Here is a 15,710-nt window from a genome sequence, read left to right as displayed (position 1 = left end):
CTTGTCTCGCCCTTGCTCGCGAGCCTTTGAACAGGTTCTTAGAACCTGTTCAAAGTCTGCTGCGCGGCGGTGATGCGGCGTTGAAAACAGCTTCGAAATGCTCATGTACCGAATGTACATTCCGCTTCCTCAGCGGTTTTCGCCTGGCCTCGTCCGAGCTTGCGGGATCAGAAACAGGCTCTTGCCGCAGCACTACGCACGCACGACCGTCACCCCCGCTGTTTCGATCTGTCTCATCAATTCCCGGTCGGCGTCCTTCTCGACGACGATGGTTTGTGCGAGCGTGATCTCACCGATGACGAAAGGCGACGCCGCATTGAGTTTCGACGACGACGCCAGCACGATCGTCTCCGCCGCGCGCGCAGCGAGCGCGCGCTTGATCGCGGCTTCCTCAAAATCTCCGGTGCTCAGGCCCGCCGTGGGGTGAACACCGGTCACGCCCATGAAGTACCAATCCGCATGGATGCGCGAGATGCCCTCGATCGCGGCGGCGCCGACGGCGACGATCGAATGCTTGTACAGCCGTCCACCTATCAGAATGACTTCGACCGAAGGATGCTCGGCGAGCGCCGTGGCGACGCTTGGGCTATGCGTGACGATCGTCGCCCGCAGATCAGCGGGCAGTGCCTTGACCAGCAATGCCGACGTGGTGCCGCCATCAATGATCGCTGTCTGCCCGGGGACGATCATCGCGGCCGCTTGCCGTGCAATCCTTTGCTTGGCGGCCGACTCAATGTCCCGGCGCAGCTCGAACGGTGCGAGCGCAGGAGAAACGGGCAACGCGCCGCCGTGAACGCGTTGCAATAACCCCTCCGAAGCGAGTTCACGCAAGTCCCGGCGAATCGTGTCTTCCGATACGCCGAACTCCACGCTCAACTCGCCGGCGAGCACTTGGCCATCGCGAGCAAGCGCGTCCAGGATGGCTTTCTTACGTTGTGTCGTTAGCATATGTTTGCACGAAATATCTTGATGTTGCACGAGTGTGCACGATACCATCACCTCTATTAGCTGTCGACTGGAGGCGCCATGGCTGCAACGAAAGACCGGGTTCGCATCGTCGAGTCCACCGTACTCTCCGACAATTGGTACACGCTGAAGAAGGTGACGTTCGATTTTCTGCGCCGAGATGGCAGGTGGCAGCGTCAAAGCAGGGAAACATACGATCGCGGCAACGGCGCAACCATCCTGTTGCATTGCCGGCGCACGGGAAATGTAGTGCTCACGCGCCAGTTTCGGATGCCCGTGTTCGTCAACGGACACGACGGCATGTTGATCGAGGCGGCCGCGGGCTTGCTCGACAACGCCACGCCGGAAGAGCGCATACGCCTAGAGGCGGAAGAGGAGACTGGGTACCGCGTGAGCAATATCCGCAAGGTATTTGAGGCTTACATGAGTCCGGGGTCAGTGACCGAGAAGCTCTATTTCTATCTGGGGGACTATGACGCGTCCATGCGCGTAAGCGATGGCGGCGGAATCGAAGACGAGGGCGAGGATCTTGAGGTGCTCGAAATGCCGCTGCGGACCGCTTTGCGTTTGGTCAAAAGCGGCGAAATCGTCGATGGCAAGACGATCATGCTCTTACAGCACCTGGCATTAAGCGAAATCACGGAGGAACGCCAAGCAGGAAGCCGCAACGGATTTTGATTGCGGGCCATGGCGCAGTTGAACCAACGGCGATCCGGCTCGCATTGCCTACAACATGTAGGGAAGCAAAGTAAGTGAAAACTTCCATCCTTGCCAAGTAAGGCTTTTCTCACTTTTGAGTGCACCGATGAAGGGAGGCACTGCGCATACTTAGTGAAAAATACTGAACTTTCAGCAATGTTAATAAAAAATCCTGTGGCATGAGCGACGCATTTTGTTTTAGAAGTCGAATAGAGATACTCGCGCAAAAAAAAGCCCGCGCTTAAGCACGGGCCAATGACGAAGGGGGAAAGCTGCGGATCAGTAATCCAGCTCCGCGGAAGCCCTGGCCTTGCTGTCCTGCGCCGCTTCGGCCACGGTGGCGTCAGTGGTCAGGATCAGGCTGGCGATGGAAGCGGCGTTTTGTAGCGCGGTGCGCGTCACCTTGGTCGGATCGATCACACCCACTTCCACCAAGTCGCCAAACTGGCCGCTGGCGGCGTTGTAGCCATGGCTGCCCTTGCCCTCCAGAACCTTGTTGACGATCACCGACGGCTCGTCGCCGGCATTGGCGGCGATGGCGCGCAGCGGCGCCTCCAGCGCGCGCAGCACGATCTGGATGCCTGCATCCTGGTCGGCGTTGTCGCCCTTGAGTTCACCGATGTGGGTACGGGCGCGCAATAGGGCGACGCCACCGCCGGCAACGATGCCTTCTTCCACCGCGGCGCGGGTGGCGTGCAGTGCGTCGTCCACGCGGTCTTTCTTCTCTTTCATTTCCACTTCGGTGGCCGCGCCTATGCGGATCACCGCCACGCCGCCAGCTAGCTTGGCCACGCGCTCCTGCAGTTTCTCGCGGTCATAGTCGCTAGTGGCCGCGTCGATCTGGGCGCGTATGGTCTGAACGCGAGCATCGATCTTGGCCTTGTCTCCCGCGCCGTCGATGATGGTGGTATTCTCCTTGCCGATTTCCACGCGCTTGGCGCTGCCCAACTCCGCCAGGCCGGCCTTCTCCAGCGTGAGACCGGTTTCCTCGGAAATGACAGTGCCGCCGGTAAGGATGGCGATGTCTTCCAGCATGGCCTTGCGGCGGTCGCCAAAGCCCGGCGCCTTGACGGCGGCTACCTTCAGGATGCCGCGCATGCTGTTCACCACCAGGGTGGCCAGCGCTTCGCCTTCCACGTCTTCGGCGACGATCAGCAGCGGCTTGCCGGCCTTGGCCACTTGCTCCAGCACCGGCAGCAGATCGCGGATATTGCTGATCTTCTTGTCGTAGAGCAGCACCAGCGGGTCTTCCAGCACGGCGGTCTGTTTTTCCGGGTCGGTGATGAAGTAGGGCGACAGATAGCCGCGGTCGAACTGCATGCCCTCGACGACGGCCAATTCGTTGTCCAAGGATTTGCCGTCCTCGACGGTGATCACGCCTTCCTTGCCCACCTTCTCCATGGCGTCGGCGATGATCTTGCCGATGGACTCGTCGGAGTTGGCGGACAGCGCGGCGACTTGGGCGGTTTCCTTGCTGTTGGTCACCGGCTTGGACAAGGTTTGCAGCTCTTTCACCACGGCATGGGCGGCTTTATCGATGCCGCGCTTCAGGTCCATCGGATTCATGCCGGAAGCGACATACTTCATGCCTTCCTGCACGATGGCCTGTGCCAGCACGGTAGCGGTGGTGGTGCCATCGCCCGCCACGTCGGCGGTCTTGGACGCCACTTCTTTCACCATCTGCGCGCCCATGTTCTCGAATGGGTCCTTCAGTTCGATTTCCTTGGCGACCGACACGCCATCCTTGGTGATGTGCGGCGCGCCGAAACTGCGCGCCAACAGTACGTTGCGGCCTTTCGGACCCAGGGTGACTTTGACGGCATTAGCCAGCACATTGACGCCGTTGACGATGCGCTCACGGGCGTTGTCGTGGAAGCGGACTTCTTTCGCAGCCATGGTTTAACTCCTGTGATGAATGTGGGAAATCAGGCAGCCTTGCGGCCGGATTGGGAAGCGTCTTCAACGACCCCGAAGACGTCTTCTTCGCGTAGCACCAAGTATTCCTGGTCGTTTAGCTTGACGGTCTGGCCGCCGTATTTGCCGAACAAGACCAGATCGCCCACCTGCAGCTGCATCGGCAACAATGTGCCGTCTTGCAAGCGCTTGCCAGGGCCAACGGCGAGAACTTCGCCCTGTTCCGGTTTTTCAGCGGCGCTATCGGGGATGACGATGCCGGAAGCAGTCTGGCGGACCTTCTCGATCCGCTTGACGATAATCCGGTCGTGCAGAGGACGGATTTGCATATCAATCTCCTGTGCGATTCAGATCATTGGAAACGGGATGTAAGACCGAGCGGCAGGCGCGAAAAGGCCCGCTGTTACCGGTCAAAGTCAGCCGGAATGGTTGACGAAAGACGAAGTAAGGGCGGGCCAAAAACTTTTCAAGGGGTTTTTTGCAGAAAAAACGAGACTACAAAATGATGCGTTCGACGCGGCCAAAACGGTACTCCGTTCTGGTCGCCTTGCCTCCATGGCAGAGGCGCGGCCTGAGGGGGCAGGGAGGTTTGCGCAGGCCTTCCTCGCTCAGGGTGTCGTCTTCGGCCAGATCGCGCCATATCCCGCCGTGTACCGGACGGAACTGCCAGGAAACATAGCCCCGGCGGGAGGCCAGCCGCATCAGCTCCGGGCCGTCGGGCGCTTCCGCCAAGACACTTTCCTGCCCTGAGATAGGCGGCAGATCGCCGAAAGCCTGGCGGCAGGCCAGCTCTTCCCCTGCGGCCGCGCCCATGGTGTTGCAGCCGCGCCGCTCGTCGCGCAGCAGGTTCCAGGCGCCCAGTTGCCAGGCCGCGTCCAGAATGTCTTCTTCTATCAGCGATAGAGCGCCCCATCTGCGCGTCAGTTGCAAGGCCGATGCCGGCACTTGCCGAAGCAAGGGCTCGCCATCTTGGCCGTGGCCGGGTCCTGGGCGGCGGAAACCATGCCAATGCAGCATCAACAGCAAGGGCGTATCGGGAAAGGGCACCGCGCTGAGACTGACCGCGAATAGCGGCAGACGCATATGGCGGATTTGAGCGGACAAGGTATCGAACAACTCCACGGCAACACTCCATGACAATGGACGCGAAGACATGTATTAACGATAAAAAGATTATCGGTGCCAGGCAAGCGTCAGCCTGGTGAATTTGGCTGGGCGTTTATTTCCAGCCTTGCCGCCATTGCTCGTCGTCGCGCAGAGCCTGCCACGGCATGGTTTGCTGGTGCCGGGTGTACACCGCCTCCAGCGTTACCGTTTCTACCGGGCAGTCGGGCGCGGGCCGTCCCAGCGCCACCACCAGGAAGTGTTTTTCCTTGTCGCGCGGCGCGGCGGCGGTCCACTTGCTCAGCAGCAATTTTTCCGGGTTGAGCCGCCTAGTTGTCGTCACGATCCTGACTCACCCAAATCAACTTCTCGGTGGCTACGTCCAATTTGGCCGCCACCGCCAGCAGAGCGGACTTGGCCTCGGGGACGGGCTGCTTGTCGCGCGACAGCAGCCACAAGTAGTCCTTGTCCGGTCCCACTACCACCGCCCAGCGATAGCCGGGGTCCAGCGCCGCCACGTGGTAGCCGCCGTAGAACGGGCCAAAGAACGACACTTTCAGCGAGGCGACGTCGGCGCGGCCGTTGAACCAGGCCTTGCCCACGGCTTCGCGCCAACTGGCGGCGGCGGTGTCAAAGCCGCAGTTGACCACGCGGATGCTGCCGTCGCTATTGCGACTGTAATCGGCGCTCACCGCTTGCAGGCCCCGTTCGAAACGGTGGTCCAGACGGGCGATTTCATACCAGCGCCCCTGATAGCGTTCCAGTTGGAAGCCTTGCACAGGGGTGACGTCCGGCGGCGGCAGGGTGTTGCAGCCGGTAAGCGGCAATAGGGCAATCGCCAGTAGAGCGAGGGTTTTTTTCAACATATCGGGCTCACAGTGTGTCGAGATCGGCTTGCAGCGCCGCCGCGTGAGCGGCGATAGCGGCTTGTTCGGCATCCGGCAGCTTGTCCAGCTGGCGATAGACCAGGCTGAGTCGCGGATTGGCCGCCAGCCGCGCGCGGTGGCGCTGGAAAAAATTCCAGTACAGGGCATTAAAGGGACAGGCGTCCGGGCCGGTGCGCAGTTTGGGCCGGTAGCGGCAGCCGGCGCAGTAATCGCTCATGCGGCCGATATAAGCGGCGCTGCCGGCGTAGGGCTTGCTGCCGAGCAGCCCGCCGTCGGCGAACTGGCTCATGCCCAGAGTGTTGGGCAACTCCACCCATTCGAAGGCATCGATGTAGACGCCCAAATACCATTCATGCAGCGCCTGCGGCGACAGGCCGGCGATCAGTCCGAAATTTCCGATCACCATCAGCCGCTGGATGTGGTGGGCGTAGGCGTCTTCCAGCGATTGGCCGATGGCGTGAGCAAGACACCGCATGCCCGTTGCGCCATCCCAGAACCAGCGCGGCAGCGGCAGACTGTGCGACAGGGCGTTATTGTCGCGGTAGCCGGGCATCTTGGCCCAATAGACGCCTCGCACGTATTCGCGCCAGCCCAGTATCTGCCGCACAAAGCCCTCCACCGCGGCCAGTGGCGCGCGGCCCGAGCGCCAGGCGGCGATGGCGGCGTCCACCACCTCGCGCGGATTGAGCATTTTCACATTGAGGGCGAAGGAAAGCTGGGAATGAAACAAGCGCCGCGCATGCCGGCTCATCGCGTCCTGATAAGCGCCAAAGTGCGGCAGCGTCCGCTCGATAAAGTCGCGCAGTAGGGCCTGCGCCTCGGCGCGCTTGAGCGGCCAGCGCAGCGCTTTGGCCTGAGGCTGACCGAAACTGTCCACACCGGCGTCGCTTATGGATTGCCACAGCCCGCGGTGGTCATGCTCAGGGCGAGGGTCATTGGGTTCCGGCGGGCTGCCGGACCAGCGCTGACGGTTGTCGGCATCGAAATTCCAGCGCCCGTCGGCGGGTTCGCCGTTCTCGTCCACCAAAATGCCGTGCTGGCGCCGCAGGTGACGATATAGGGTCTCCTGCCGCCATTGCCGCCGCGCGCCGAAGAACGCGGCGGCGTCGCCGCGAGCGGTGTAGAAGTGCTCGCTGTCCGCCATGTGGCATGGAATGGATAAATCCGCGCCCCAACTGGCGAGTTGATGATCCAGCCGCCATTCGTCCGGAGCCAGGTATTCCACCCTCGTCGCGCCGTAGTGGCGGATCAGCGCATCCAAATTGCCGATTAACGATTGGCGGTTGCTTCCGTCGTCGATGGCGATGTAGCGCACTCGATGCCCCAAGGCCTTCAGTTGGCTTGCAAAATCACGCATCGCGGCGAAGATGGCCAGGATTTTCTGCGCGTGGTGGCGTACGTAATCCGTTTCCTGGCGGATTTCCATCATCACATGCACCACCTCGGGGTCGGGGGCGGTGAACCAACTATGGTTGGGGTTGAGCTGGTCGCCCAGAATCAGCCGCAAGAGAGTCATTGGGCCATGTCCTTCTGACGGCGGCAGCGTTCGGAGCAGTATTGGACGGCATCCCAATTATTGCGCCATTTTTTGCGCCAGCTCATCGGAAGGCCGCAGGCAGCGCAGCGCTTGGATGGCAATGCCGCCTTATTGCCCTTGAATATCCGCGCCATCACGCTACCTTCAGTTTTTTGCGCAGCCAGGCCACCGGCAGCCCAAGCAGGGGGATTTTCTCGAACAATTCTTCGGCGGCGTCCCAGTAGTCGCGGTGCAGCGTGATTTTGCCGTCGGCATCGAACTGCAAATGGCTGCCGCCGTGAATATTGACCTTGCGACCGGCATAGGCAAAATCGAAATCCCAGGTGATGAAGGCCTGGTCGCCATCCCGTAGCGCGTGGATGACCGTGAAGCGGGGCTGTTCCAGCGTCTTGAACATGTGGTGAAACACCGCCTGGATTCTGATCACGCCGCGCACGTCGTTGAAGGGGTCCTTGAAGCGGGCGTCTTCCGCGTAGAAAAGACCAATGTCCGGCAAGGTTTGCGGTGTCAGCGTTTGATACCAGTCGAGCAAAGCTTGCCAATCGGCTTGAGTGGGGATGCGTTTCATGGTCGTGCCAACCTCGCGAGCAAGGGTAGCCGCAGCCGGTAAGGCAGCAGCCGCAGTAGTTTGAGCCATACGGTGAAGCGCAGCGGAAAGTGAATTTCAAACGCGCCGCGGGCCAGCCCGCGCATGATGTCGCGAGCCGCCCGGCGCGGCGTGAGCAGCGCCGGCATGGAAAAATCGTTCTTGGCGGTCAGCGGTGTGGCCACGAAGCCGGGATTGATCAGATAAACCGCCACGCCATGCGGCTTGAGTTCCGCGTAGAGGATTTCCGCCAGATTGATCAGCGCCGCCTTGCCGGGGCCGTACACTGCGGCGCCGGGCAGGCCGACATAACCCGCCACGCTGGCGATCAGCGCCACGCCGCCGCGGCCTTGCCGCGCCAGCGCCGGCAACACCACTTCCAGCCCGTGGTAGACGCCGAGCAGATTGGTGTCGAGCAGGCCGCGGGTTTCATCGGCGTGCAGATCCAGGCAGGTTTGCGGACGGTAGTCCGCCGCGCAGAACACCACGAGGTCGGGCAGCGCGCTGGCGGCTTCCAGGCGCGACCAAGCGGCCCGCCAGGCGGCCGGATCGGTCACGTCCAGCGTTTCCACTTGCGCGCCCGGGCGCTCTGCCGCCAGCATGCGCATCGGTTCGGCGCGTCGGGCGGAGAGGATGACTTGGGCGCCGGCCGATAGCAGCTCGTCGGCCAATGCCGCGCCGATGCCGCTGGACGCGCCTATCACCCATACCCGGCGCGCGCGCCAATCGGCGATGCGAGGATTAAGGCGCAGTGTCATGACCCTGACTCCGGTTTGTGGAAAAACAGCGTGACCTCGCCCAAGCGGAAACCAAACTTGCTCATGACCGCGCGGTTGAGCAGGCTGCGCTCGTCTTGCAGGAACATCCAGTCATCGAACTGGACCAGGTATTCCTCGCCCTCCACCGGCAACTTCAGCGTGTAGCGCCAGCGCAGCGCGTTGCCGGCCGTCTCGCCCATGGCTTCCCCCTCCACGTCGTCGGCCAGGCCTCGCCAGCGGCCCTGGCCGATGGGCTTGAGCCGCCACACGCGTTGTTGTCGGCTGCCGTCGCTGTAAAGAAAGCGCTCGGTCAACACCAACTCCTCGCCGTGGCGTTCGCCGTCCATGTCGACGGTGAAGCGCTTGAGCAGGCGGCCTTGCCGGTCCTGATACATGCCCCAGGCCTTGGTTTGGCCAAGGAAAAACCGGCCGGGATCTAGCAGCGGGCGGTTGGCGGCGTAATCTCCAACCGTTGGAGCGGCGCAGCCTGCCAGCAGGAGCAGCGCGGCGAGCCAGGCGGGGGCGCGCATGGTTACGTCCTTTGCAGCAGAAACTGCGACACGCCGATGCGTCCCGCATCGAAACCCGCTTCGCAGTAGCACAGGTAAAGCCGCCACAGCCGAATGAAGGCCTCGTCGAAACCCTGGCCGCGAATGGCGTCCAGATGGGTCTCGAAGGCCTGGCGCCAGCGGCGCAGCGTTTCCGCGTAGTCCGCGCCGAAATCCAGGCGCTTGCGGCTGGCCAGCCCGCTTTGATGCGCCGCGCGCTCAAAACGCTCGCGGCTGGGAAGCATGCCGCCGGGGAAGATGAAGGCCTGGATGAAATCGGTGCTGGCGCGGTAGGCCTCGAAACGCGATTCATCGATGGTGATGCTTTGCGCCAGCGCTTGGCCGCCCGGCTTCAGGCAGCGGCGCAGGGTGTCGAAATAGCCGCGCCAGTAACGCTCGCCCACCGCCTCGAACATTTCGATCGACACGATGGCGTCGTATTGGCCGCTCAGATCGCGGTAGTCGCGGTGTTCCAGTGTGACTAGCGGCTCCTTGGCAAGGCGGCGGCGTGCGAAGCTCAGTTGCGCATCCGAAATGGTGATGCCGTGCACGGAGACGCCGAGACCGGCTGCGTGTTCGGCGAACCCTCCCCAGCCGCAGCCGATTTCCAGCACCCGCATGCCGGGGCGTAGCTTCAACTGCTCGCAAATGCGTTGGTACTTGCGCGCCTGCGCTTGGGCCAAGGGCTGGCTGTAGTCGCCGTCGAACCATGCGCTGGAGTAAGTCCAGCTTGGGTCCAGCCACAGTTTGTAAAAATCGTTGCCGATATCGTAATGGGCATGGATGTTGCGGCGGCTGCCGCGGCGGCTGTTGACGCGCAGGAGATGGCGCAGCCTGTGCCACAAACGCGCGGCCCAACGGCCCAGCGCCCCCAATTGCAAGGCGTCTTCATTGCGCAGCATCAGTTGCAGCAGCCCTGTCAGGTCCGGGCAGTCCAACCAGCCGTCACGATAGGCCTCGGCAAAGCCGATGTCGCCGCCGGACAGGATGCGGGCGCAGGCGCGCCAGTCCCGTAGCGTCAACTCCGCGCTGACTTGCGTTTGGGCCACGCCAAACCATAAGGTCTCGCCATCTGGCGTGACCACCTTAAGGCTGCCGTGGCGCAATTGAGCCAGTATCGCGAGCAGCGCGCGCCCCGCCGCGGGAAACTTGGGGTGGGACAAGGAGAGGGGTTGGCTCGCGCTCATGGTTTCAGCTCCTGGCCACGGCTGAGGGCGGTGGCGGGGGGATGGGGTTTGCGGGAAAAGGGTACGCGTTTTAGCCAAAGCTTCAGCGCCTGCCAGTGAATGCGGGCGATGACGCCCAGGGTGAGCAGAGGCTGGCGCAGCAAGGCGGCCGCCGCTGTGGCCGAGCTCAAGGCGCGCAAGCGGCCGGATATCGAGGTGTGAAGCAGAGCGCCGTTGGCGTCGTGATAATCGATCCGTGTCAGCGCGCGGCCCGCTTGTTCCACGAAGCGGAATCGATAATGGCCTTCCACTTGGCAAAACGGGGAGACATGCAGCAGTTTGCGGCAGACCAACTGGCTGGAGGCGCTAATCGGCCCTCCGTCGGTTTGGCTGAGTAGATAGCCATGTCTTTCGCCAAAGGTGTTGTTCACCTCGGCCAGCACGGCGATCAACTGGCCAGCGGCGTCGTGGCAGTGCCAGAAACTGACCGGATTGAAGGCGTAGCCGAACACGCGCGGGAAGGTTTGCAGCCAGACCTCGCCATCGCAGGGAAGGCCGGCTTCGTCCAGGCGCGCACGAATCCAGGGCAATAGCGGCGAGCCGTCGCGCGGGCCGTAGTCGCGCGTGCGCAGCGACAGCGGCCGGCGGCAGTCCACGCCAAACCATGGCCCGCGCATGTTTTCCAGCGCGGATAGCTTGAGCCGCAAGCAAAACACCGGGTAGACGAAGCGATTGGCGGCCGGGCGTAAGCGATGGTGCATCACGTGTCCGGTCAGCAGATAGGCCGTGCTCATGTTTACAGCCTCGCCCAGGTGGGTGCCAGGCCAAAATCCTGTGCCACGCGCAAGGCCGATTTCAGGCCATCCTCATGGAAGCCGTAGCCAGTCCAGGCGCCAGTGAACCAGCAGCCGCGTCGCCCCTGGATTTTGGATAGCGCTTTTTGCGCGGCGATGGCGGCGTTGTCCAACAGCGGGTGTTCGTAATGGTAGCGGCCCAGCACCTTGGCCGGATCCGGCTCTTGCGTCGGATTAAGCGTGACCATCACCGGGGTTTCCACCGGCAGCGGCTGTAATCGGTTCAATAGATAGCTCACGCCCACGGCGCGTCCATCGTCTTTCCCTTCGGCCAAGAAGTTCCAGGCCGCCCAGGCGCGAGGGCTGCGCGGCAGCAAGGAGACATCGGTATGCAGCACGGCCTCATTGGCTTGGTAGCGCACCGCGGATAGCAGCGACCGTTCGCGCTCGTCGGCATCGGCCAGCAGCGCCAGCGTTTGAGGGGCGTGGGTAGCGAATACCACGCTGTCGAAACATTCCTCGCCATGCGCGGTGTGCACGCGCACTCGGCCAGCTTCCCGACAGACGCGCAGTACCGGGGTGGACAGCCGAACATCATTCAAGCCGACCGCGATTTTTTGCACATACTGGCGCGCGCCATCCCGCACCGTCCGCCACTGCGGCCGGTTGCTCAACTGCAAGAGGCCATGGTTGAGGCTGAAACGCAGAAAGGTTTCCGCGGGGAAAGACAGGATGTCGCGGCAGGGGCTGGACCAGATGGCCGCGGCCATCGGCAGCAGATAGTGATCGCGGAAGCGTGCGCCATAGCGGTCCGCTTCAAGCAACTGGCCCAGCGTGAGCGGCGATTCGACGGCCCGTTTCAGGTTGCGCGGCGCGGCGCGGTTGAAACGGATAATGTCGGTCAGCATGCCCCAAAATCCCGGCGACAACAGATTGCGGCGTTGGGCGAACACGGTGTCCAGACTGCTGCCCGCCCATTCCAGCTGGCCCTGGTCCAGTGAAACGCTGAATGACATGTCGCTGGGGTGGCTGACGATGCCCAGCTCGGCAAATAGCGCGATCAGGTTAGGGTAGGTGCGATCGTTGTACACCAGAAAGCCCGTGTCGACGGCAAAGCGGACGCCATCCATCGCGATGTCGACGGTATGGGCGTGGCCGCCCAGGTAATCGGCATCTTCGAATAGGGTAATGTTGTGACCGCGGGCCAAAAAGTGCGCGCAGGCCAGACCGGAGATGCCGGCGCCAATGACGGCGATGTGTTGTCGCTGCTGAGTATTCACCGATGCGTCCTATGGGCGTATGGGTTGAGCGGGTTAACTTGGCAGCCGCTGGGCGGTGCTTTATATTCAGGATATAACCGGTTTGGAAAAAATGCTACCAATCAGTAAAAGGTGTTACCAATGGGTATTTTAGGCAGGCTCAGCTTCAAAGATCAGGCTTTCAAGCTGCGTGAACAGGCAGTGTTGGACGCGACGACGCGCATGCTGGCGAGCAAGGGCTTCGATCTCATGACCATGGACGATGTGGCGAACGAAGCGGGTATTTCCAAACCCAGCCTGTACAAGCATTTCAAATCCAAGGATGAGCTGGCCACCGAGGTGATGATCCGTTTGCTGGACGATGCCCTGCGCTATTTGGCCCGACAAGACTCAAGGTTGAGCCCACTGGCCCGCCTGCGAGACCTCTTGGACTGGGCGCTAAGGGTGCGGCTGGCTGGCGGATTGCCCTTCTTGCCGTCTGCCAGCCCGCAAGTGCGCGGCATGTTGACGCGCAGCATGACTTACGTTGGCCGGGTCATTAAATTGCACAAGACCTTGCAAGGCATTGTCGAGCAGGCCAAGAAACAAGGTGAATTGAAGGCGGAGATGCCAACGGATGTCATCCTTTTCAGCTACTACTCTCGAACCTGTGACCCAGCGGTGGAGTACCTGCGCGTGTATGGGAAATACCAGGATGAAGACATCATCAAGCACATGCTGCAGCTTTGTTTTGAAGGGATGTCCGCTGGAGCCGGGAAAGCCGGATGAGGCTCTTGAATAGCGGAGGCAAGGAGGGGGACCGAAAGGATTTTAGCGGGGAATAAGCAAGGGCATAACCAGTGAAGGTTATGCCCCATGCTGCTGCGATTTCAACTATGTGCACAGAGTTTTCAATAACTCTGAAAACCCACTATCGAGTCTTGGGCGTGAACGTCAGCGCCACCGAGTTGATGCAGTAGCGCTCGCCGCTGGGTTCGGGGCCGTCCGGGAAGACGTGGCCCAGGTGGGCGTCGCATTCCGAGCAGCGCACTTCGACCCGAGTCATGCCGTGGGAGTGGTCGACGATGCGGGCGATGCGCGCGCCGGCGGCTTCGGCCCAGAAGCTGGGCCAGCCGCAGCCGGGGTCGTACTTGCTGTCGCTGTGGAACAGCAGGGTGCCGCAGCAGACGCAGTGATAGTCGCCGTTCTCGGTGCGGGTATAGTGTTCGCCGCTGAACGGGCGTTCGGTGCCGGCCTGGCGGGTGACGCGATATTGTTCCGGCGTCAGCTGCCCTTGCCATTCTTGATCGGTTTTGCGGGTGCTCATGAGGTTCTCCGTGATGGGCGCTTGGCAGTGAGTCGCCAGGCGCAGCCGCGGCTTACAGCGGCTGCCGTGTTTACTGGATTTCGTCCAGCGCGGCGGCCAGGTGGGATTCGTCGGCCCATTGGTCCACGCGCCAGTGTCCATCGCAATAGCTCAGCCAGTTCAAGGCCGCGTTGGGGATGGGGAAGTCGCGGGCTTCGGACATCGGTTTGCCGGTGGCCAGCCGATACATCATTTCCAGCACGCCGCCGTGGGTGACCACCAGCAGGGTCTGGCCCAGGTGGCGGCGAGCGATGTCGGTGAAGCCGTCGCCGATGCGGCGCATGAAGACGTTGAGGCTTTCCCCGCCCTTGAGGTCGTAATCCGGATCGCGGGATTTGAGTTGCAGATAGTCGTCGCGGATGCGGTGTTCCGCCTCGGCATAGGTCAGGCCCTGGAACACGCCCATGTGGCGCTCGCGCAATGCGGCGCTGTAGGTGGGCGCCAGGCCCAGGCCGGCTTGCAGCGGCGCGGCGGTTTGGCGGGTGCGGGTCAGGTCGCTGACGTAGAGCGCGTCGAAGGCGTAACGCCCCGGCCATAGCGCGCGGCCCAGGCTGGCCGCCTGTTCCTGGCCGGTGGGGTTGAGGGGGATGTCGGTGTGGCCTTGCAATCGATATTCGCGGTTCCAGTCGGTTTCGCCATGGCGGACGATGCAAAAACGGGTGGTGTGCTGCATTCCTGTCTTTCTGTCTTTTAACTGCCGAAAATACGGCGGGGCGGAGTTACAGAATGCCCACGCCGGAAATGTCGCGCGCCAGGTTGGCGGCGTAGTTGTCGGTCATGCCGCCGACGAAGTCCAATACTTTCATATAGGCCTGATACAGGCTGTCGTCACCGCGGATATGCTGTTCCAGCAAGCCCATGGCCAGGTGTTCGCGCGGGCTCAGGCGCTCGGCGCCCTTGTTGATGTAAGCGTGGGCGGCGGGGATCAGCGCGTCCAGGATGCCGGCCATGCACGGGTAGGAGGCGAGTTCGGTCACCAGCTTGGTGCGGTGGCGGTAGACGCGGGTGCTGGCCAGTTCCTTGGCGTGGATCAGCGCGTCCTGCACTTGCGAGCCGCATAGATTGATCAAGTCCTTGGCCGGAAATTCGCCGCGCAGCAGGCTGTCGTGGTGCAGCATGAATTTCTCCGCCACTTCGCTGACGCAGCGGCCGATGGCGATGCCGCGCAGGGTGCCGCATTTCTGCCTCACATCCTGCATGTCCCAGATGCGTTCGTATTCGGTGAAGCCGGAGAACAGGGTTTCGAATTCCTTGAAGTCCAGGATGCCGATCTCCACCGCGTCCTCCAGATCCAGGATGGCGTAGCAGATGTCGTCGGCGGCTTCCATCAGGTAGGACAGCGGGTGGCGGCTCCATTGCATCACGCCCTTGGGCAGCAGGCCCAGCTCCGCGGCCACGCGTTGGAAATAGGGCAGCTCGGTGCGGTAGATATTGAATTTGTCGCGCGCCTGGGCGGCTTCGGCGTCCGATGTCCACGGGTATTTGATCAGCGCGCCCAGCGCGGCGGCGGTGAGGCGCATGCCGCCTTCGCCGGTGTACATCTCCAGCGTGGCCAGCATGCGCAGGCCGTGGGCGTTGCCTTCGTAGGTCTGCACGTCGCGGATTTCCTCCGGCGCCAGGCCGTGCAGCCAGTGCGCGTTGCGCTCGGCGCGGAACCAGTCGCGCAGCGCGTATTCGCCGGTGTGGCCGAAGGGCGGATTGCCGATGTCGTGAGCCAGGCAGGCCACTTGCACCACGGCGCCGATGTCGTGCGGGGTGTAGTTGTCCGGCAGCAGGCGGGCGTGCTGCATCATCATGCCGACGCGGTTGCCCAGGCTGCGGCCCACGCTGGCCACTTCCACGCTGTGGGTCAGGCGGTTGTGGGTGTGATCGTGGCGCGCCAGCGGGTGGACCTGGGTCTTGCGTCCCAGCCGGCGGAAGGCGCTGGAGAACACCACGCGGTCGTGGTCGATGTGGAAATCGGTGCGCAGTCCGGGGCTGCCTTCCTCGGTGGCCGGGGTGCGGGTCTCCTTGACTTGGCCCTGGATGACCTTGAAGCGTTTGGTGGAGAGGAGTCGTTCCCAATTCATGCGTGCGGTGGAAGTCATGGCGTGGCCCGTGATGCTAGTGCTTTGATGATATGGGCGCGGCGCACAAAACAAAAGAGC

The 15,710-nt window shown here is 62.4% G+C and carries 19 protein-coding genes; 2 read left to right on the top strand and 17 right to left on the bottom strand.

Going from position 1 to position 15,710, the window contains the following annotated elements; all coding sequences use genetic code 11:
• Positions 1-192 precede the first annotated feature (192 nt).
• Positions 193-978, bottom strand: coding sequence for a DeoR/GlpR family DNA-binding transcription regulator (locus tag VI26_RS21540; RefSeq protein WP_197081561.1), 786 nt, complete (start codon positions 976-978; stop codon positions 193-195).
• Between the two features lie 48 nt (positions 979-1,026).
• On the opposite strand from VI26_RS21540, the gene VI26_RS21535 reads away from it, so the two are divergent.
• Complete coding sequence (locus VI26_RS21535) at positions 1,027-1,644, top strand: GDP-mannose pyrophosphatase (RefSeq protein ID WP_048411820.1); 618 nt, start codon at positions 1,027-1,029, stop codon at positions 1,642-1,644.
• 300 nt (positions 1,645-1,944) lie between these two features.
• Here VI26_RS21535 and groL read toward each other — a convergent pair whose 3' ends face one another.
• From groL to VI26_RS21475, 13 genes are all read right to left on the bottom strand, one after another.
• Entirely contained in the window at positions 1,945-3,561 is a 1,617-nt protein-coding gene (gene groL, locus VI26_RS21530) for a chaperonin GroEL (protein WP_048411819.1), read from the bottom strand.
• A 29-nt stretch (positions 3,562-3,590) separates the two neighbouring features.
• On the bottom strand, positions 3,591-3,908 hold the full coding sequence (gene groES / locus VI26_RS21525; RefSeq protein ID WP_048411818.1) for a co-chaperone GroES: 318 nt from the start codon (positions 3,906-3,908) through the stop codon (positions 3,591-3,593).
• Positions 3,909-4,074: 166 nt separating this feature from the next.
• A complete protein-coding gene (locus tag VI26_RS21520; RefSeq protein WP_048411817.1) occupies positions 4,075-4,701 on the bottom strand; it encodes a hypothetical protein in 627 nt (208 codons plus the stop codon).
• 97 nt (positions 4,702-4,798) lie between these two features.
• Positions 4,799-5,026: a TIGR02450 family Trp-rich protein gene (locus VI26_RS21515; protein ID WP_048411816.1), complete on the bottom strand. Its 228-nt coding sequence runs from the start codon at positions 5,024-5,026 to the stop codon at positions 4,799-4,801.
• On the bottom strand, positions 5,013-5,549 hold the full coding sequence (locus VI26_RS21510; protein WP_197081560.1) for a lipocalin family protein: 537 nt from the start codon (positions 5,547-5,549) through the stop codon (positions 5,013-5,015). The genes VI26_RS21515 and VI26_RS21510 overlap by 14 nt, the downstream gene beginning before the upstream one ends.
• Before the next feature lie 7 nt (positions 5,550-5,556).
• Entirely contained in the window at positions 5,557-7,086 is a 1,530-nt protein-coding gene (locus tag VI26_RS21505; RefSeq protein WP_048411815.1) for a cryptochrome/photolyase family protein, read from the bottom strand.
• Positions 7,083-7,172: a DUF2256 domain-containing protein gene (locus VI26_RS25115; RefSeq protein WP_231138347.1), complete on the bottom strand. Its 90-nt coding sequence runs from the start codon at positions 7,170-7,172 to the stop codon at positions 7,083-7,085. The genes VI26_RS21505 and VI26_RS25115 overlap by 4 nt, the downstream gene beginning before the upstream one ends.
• A 68-nt stretch (positions 7,173-7,240) precedes the next feature.
• Complete coding sequence (locus tag VI26_RS21500) at positions 7,241-7,675, bottom strand: nuclear transport factor 2 family protein (RefSeq protein WP_048411814.1); 435 nt, start codon at positions 7,673-7,675, stop codon at positions 7,241-7,243.
• Positions 7,672-8,451 carry an SDR family NAD(P)-dependent oxidoreductase gene (locus tag VI26_RS21495; RefSeq protein WP_048411813.1) on the bottom strand — a complete coding sequence of 260 codons (780 nt, stop codon included), beginning with the start codon at positions 8,449-8,451 and terminating at the stop codon, positions 7,672-7,674. Before VI26_RS21495 ends, VI26_RS21500 begins: the two co-directional genes overlap by 4 nt.
• Positions 8,448-8,981 (bottom strand): DUF3833 domain-containing protein, encoded by a 534-nt coding sequence (locus tag VI26_RS21490; RefSeq protein ID WP_048411812.1) that lies wholly within the window; start codon positions 8,979-8,981, stop codon positions 8,448-8,450. The genes VI26_RS21495 and VI26_RS21490 overlap by 4 nt, the downstream gene beginning before the upstream one ends.
• A gap of 2 nt (positions 8,982-8,983) precedes the next feature.
• Positions 8,984-10,186: a cyclopropane-fatty-acyl-phospholipid synthase family protein gene (locus VI26_RS21485; protein ID WP_048411811.1), complete on the bottom strand. Its 1,203-nt coding sequence runs from the start codon at positions 10,184-10,186 to the stop codon at positions 8,984-8,986.
• Positions 10,183-10,959 carry a DUF1365 domain-containing protein gene (locus VI26_RS21480; protein ID WP_048411810.1) on the bottom strand — a complete coding sequence of 259 codons (777 nt, stop codon included), beginning with the start codon at positions 10,957-10,959 and terminating at the stop codon, positions 10,183-10,185. The genes VI26_RS21485 and VI26_RS21480 overlap by 4 nt, the downstream gene beginning before the upstream one ends.
• A gap of 2 nt (positions 10,960-10,961) precedes the next feature.
• Positions 10,962-12,239: an NAD(P)/FAD-dependent oxidoreductase gene (locus VI26_RS21475; protein WP_048411809.1), complete on the bottom strand. Its 1,278-nt coding sequence runs from the start codon at positions 12,237-12,239 to the stop codon at positions 10,962-10,964.
• A gap of 120 nt (positions 12,240-12,359) precedes the next feature.
• Between VI26_RS21475 and VI26_RS21470 the strand changes: the two genes are divergently transcribed.
• A complete protein-coding gene (locus VI26_RS21470; RefSeq protein WP_048411808.1) occupies positions 12,360-12,986 on the top strand; it encodes a TetR/AcrR family transcriptional regulator in 627 nt (208 codons plus the stop codon).
• Between the two features lie 142 nt (positions 12,987-13,128).
• Here VI26_RS21470 and msrB read toward each other — a convergent pair whose 3' ends face one another.
• From msrB to VI26_RS21455, 3 genes are all read right to left on the bottom strand, one after another.
• Positions 13,129-13,524 carry a peptide-methionine (R)-S-oxide reductase MsrB gene (gene msrB, locus VI26_RS21465; protein ID WP_156183988.1) on the bottom strand — a complete coding sequence of 132 codons (396 nt, stop codon included), beginning with the start codon at positions 13,522-13,524 and terminating at the stop codon, positions 13,129-13,131.
• A 70-nt stretch (positions 13,525-13,594) separates the two neighbouring features.
• Complete coding sequence (locus VI26_RS21460; protein WP_048411807.1) at positions 13,595-14,236, bottom strand: histidine phosphatase family protein; 642 nt, start codon at positions 14,234-14,236, stop codon at positions 13,595-13,597.
• Positions 14,237-14,282: 46 nt separating this feature from the next.
• The gene (locus VI26_RS21455; protein ID WP_231581081.1) at positions 14,283-15,650 is read right to left on the bottom strand and encodes a deoxyguanosinetriphosphate triphosphohydrolase; all 1,368 of its coding nucleotides are present in this window, start codon (positions 15,648-15,650) and stop codon (positions 14,283-14,285) included.
• Positions 15,651-15,710: the final 60 nt, after the last annotated feature.

This window comes from Chromobacterium sp. LK1, from assembly GCF_001043555.1.
In the GTDB taxonomy this organism is placed as follows: domain Bacteria; phylum Pseudomonadota; class Gammaproteobacteria; order Burkholderiales; family Chromobacteriaceae; genus Chromobacterium; species Chromobacterium aquaticum.
The sequence above is the reverse complement of the archived record's forward strand: the minus strand, read 5'-3'. Positions and strand labels throughout refer to the sequence as shown.

Bases quoted from the DNA above. Each gene is read 5' to 3' on its own strand.
- msrB (WP_156183988.1), bottom strand. From the start codon at position 13,524: ATGAGCACCCGCAAAACCGATCAAGAATGGCAAGGGCAGCTGACGCCG.
- VI26_RS21535 (WP_048411820.1), top strand. From the start codon at position 1,027: ATGGCTGCAACGAAAGACCGGGTTCGCATCGTCGAGTCCACCGTACTC.
- VI26_RS21480 (WP_048411810.1), bottom strand. From the start codon at position 10,959: ATGAGCACGGCCTATCTGCTGACCGGACACGTGATGCACCATCGCTTA.
- groES (WP_048411818.1), bottom strand. From the start codon at position 3,908: ATGCAAATCCGTCCTCTGCACGACCGGATTATCGTCAAGCGGATCGAG.
- VI26_RS21495 (WP_048411813.1), bottom strand. From the start codon at position 8,451: ATGACACTGCGCCTTAATCCTCGCATCGCCGATTGGCGCGCGCGCCGG.
- VI26_RS21490 (WP_048411812.1), bottom strand. From the start codon at position 8,981: ATGCGCGCCCCCGCCTGGCTCGCCGCGCTGCTCCTGCTGGCAGGCTGC.
- VI26_RS21485 (WP_048411811.1), bottom strand. From the start codon at position 10,186: ATGAGCGCGAGCCAACCCCTCTCCTTGTCCCACCCCAAGTTTCCCGCG.
- VI26_RS21500 (WP_048411814.1), bottom strand. From the start codon at position 7,675: ATGAAACGCATCCCCACTCAAGCCGATTGGCAAGCTTTGCTCGACTGG.
- VI26_RS21470 (WP_048411808.1), top strand. From the start codon at position 12,360: ATGGGTATTTTAGGCAGGCTCAGCTTCAAAGATCAGGCTTTCAAGCTG.
- groL (WP_048411819.1), bottom strand. From the start codon at position 3,561: ATGGCTGCGAAAGAAGTCCGCTTCCACGACAACGCCCGTGAGCGCATC.
- VI26_RS21510 (WP_197081560.1), bottom strand. From the start codon at position 5,549: ATGTTGAAAAAAACCCTCGCTCTACTGGCGATTGCCCTATTGCCGCTT.
- VI26_RS21505 (WP_048411815.1), bottom strand. From the start codon at position 7,086: ATGACTCTCTTGCGGCTGATTCTGGGCGACCAGCTCAACCCCAACCAT.
- VI26_RS25115 (WP_231138347.1), bottom strand. From the start codon at position 7,172: ATGAGCTGGCGCAAAAAATGGCGCAATAATTGGGATGCCGTCCAATAC.
- VI26_RS21455 (WP_231581081.1), bottom strand. From the start codon at position 15,650: ATGACTTCCACCGCACGCATGAATTGGGAACGACTCCTCTCCACCAAA.
- VI26_RS21460 (WP_048411807.1), bottom strand. From the start codon at position 14,236: ATGCAGCACACCACCCGTTTTTGCATCGTCCGCCATGGCGAAACCGAC.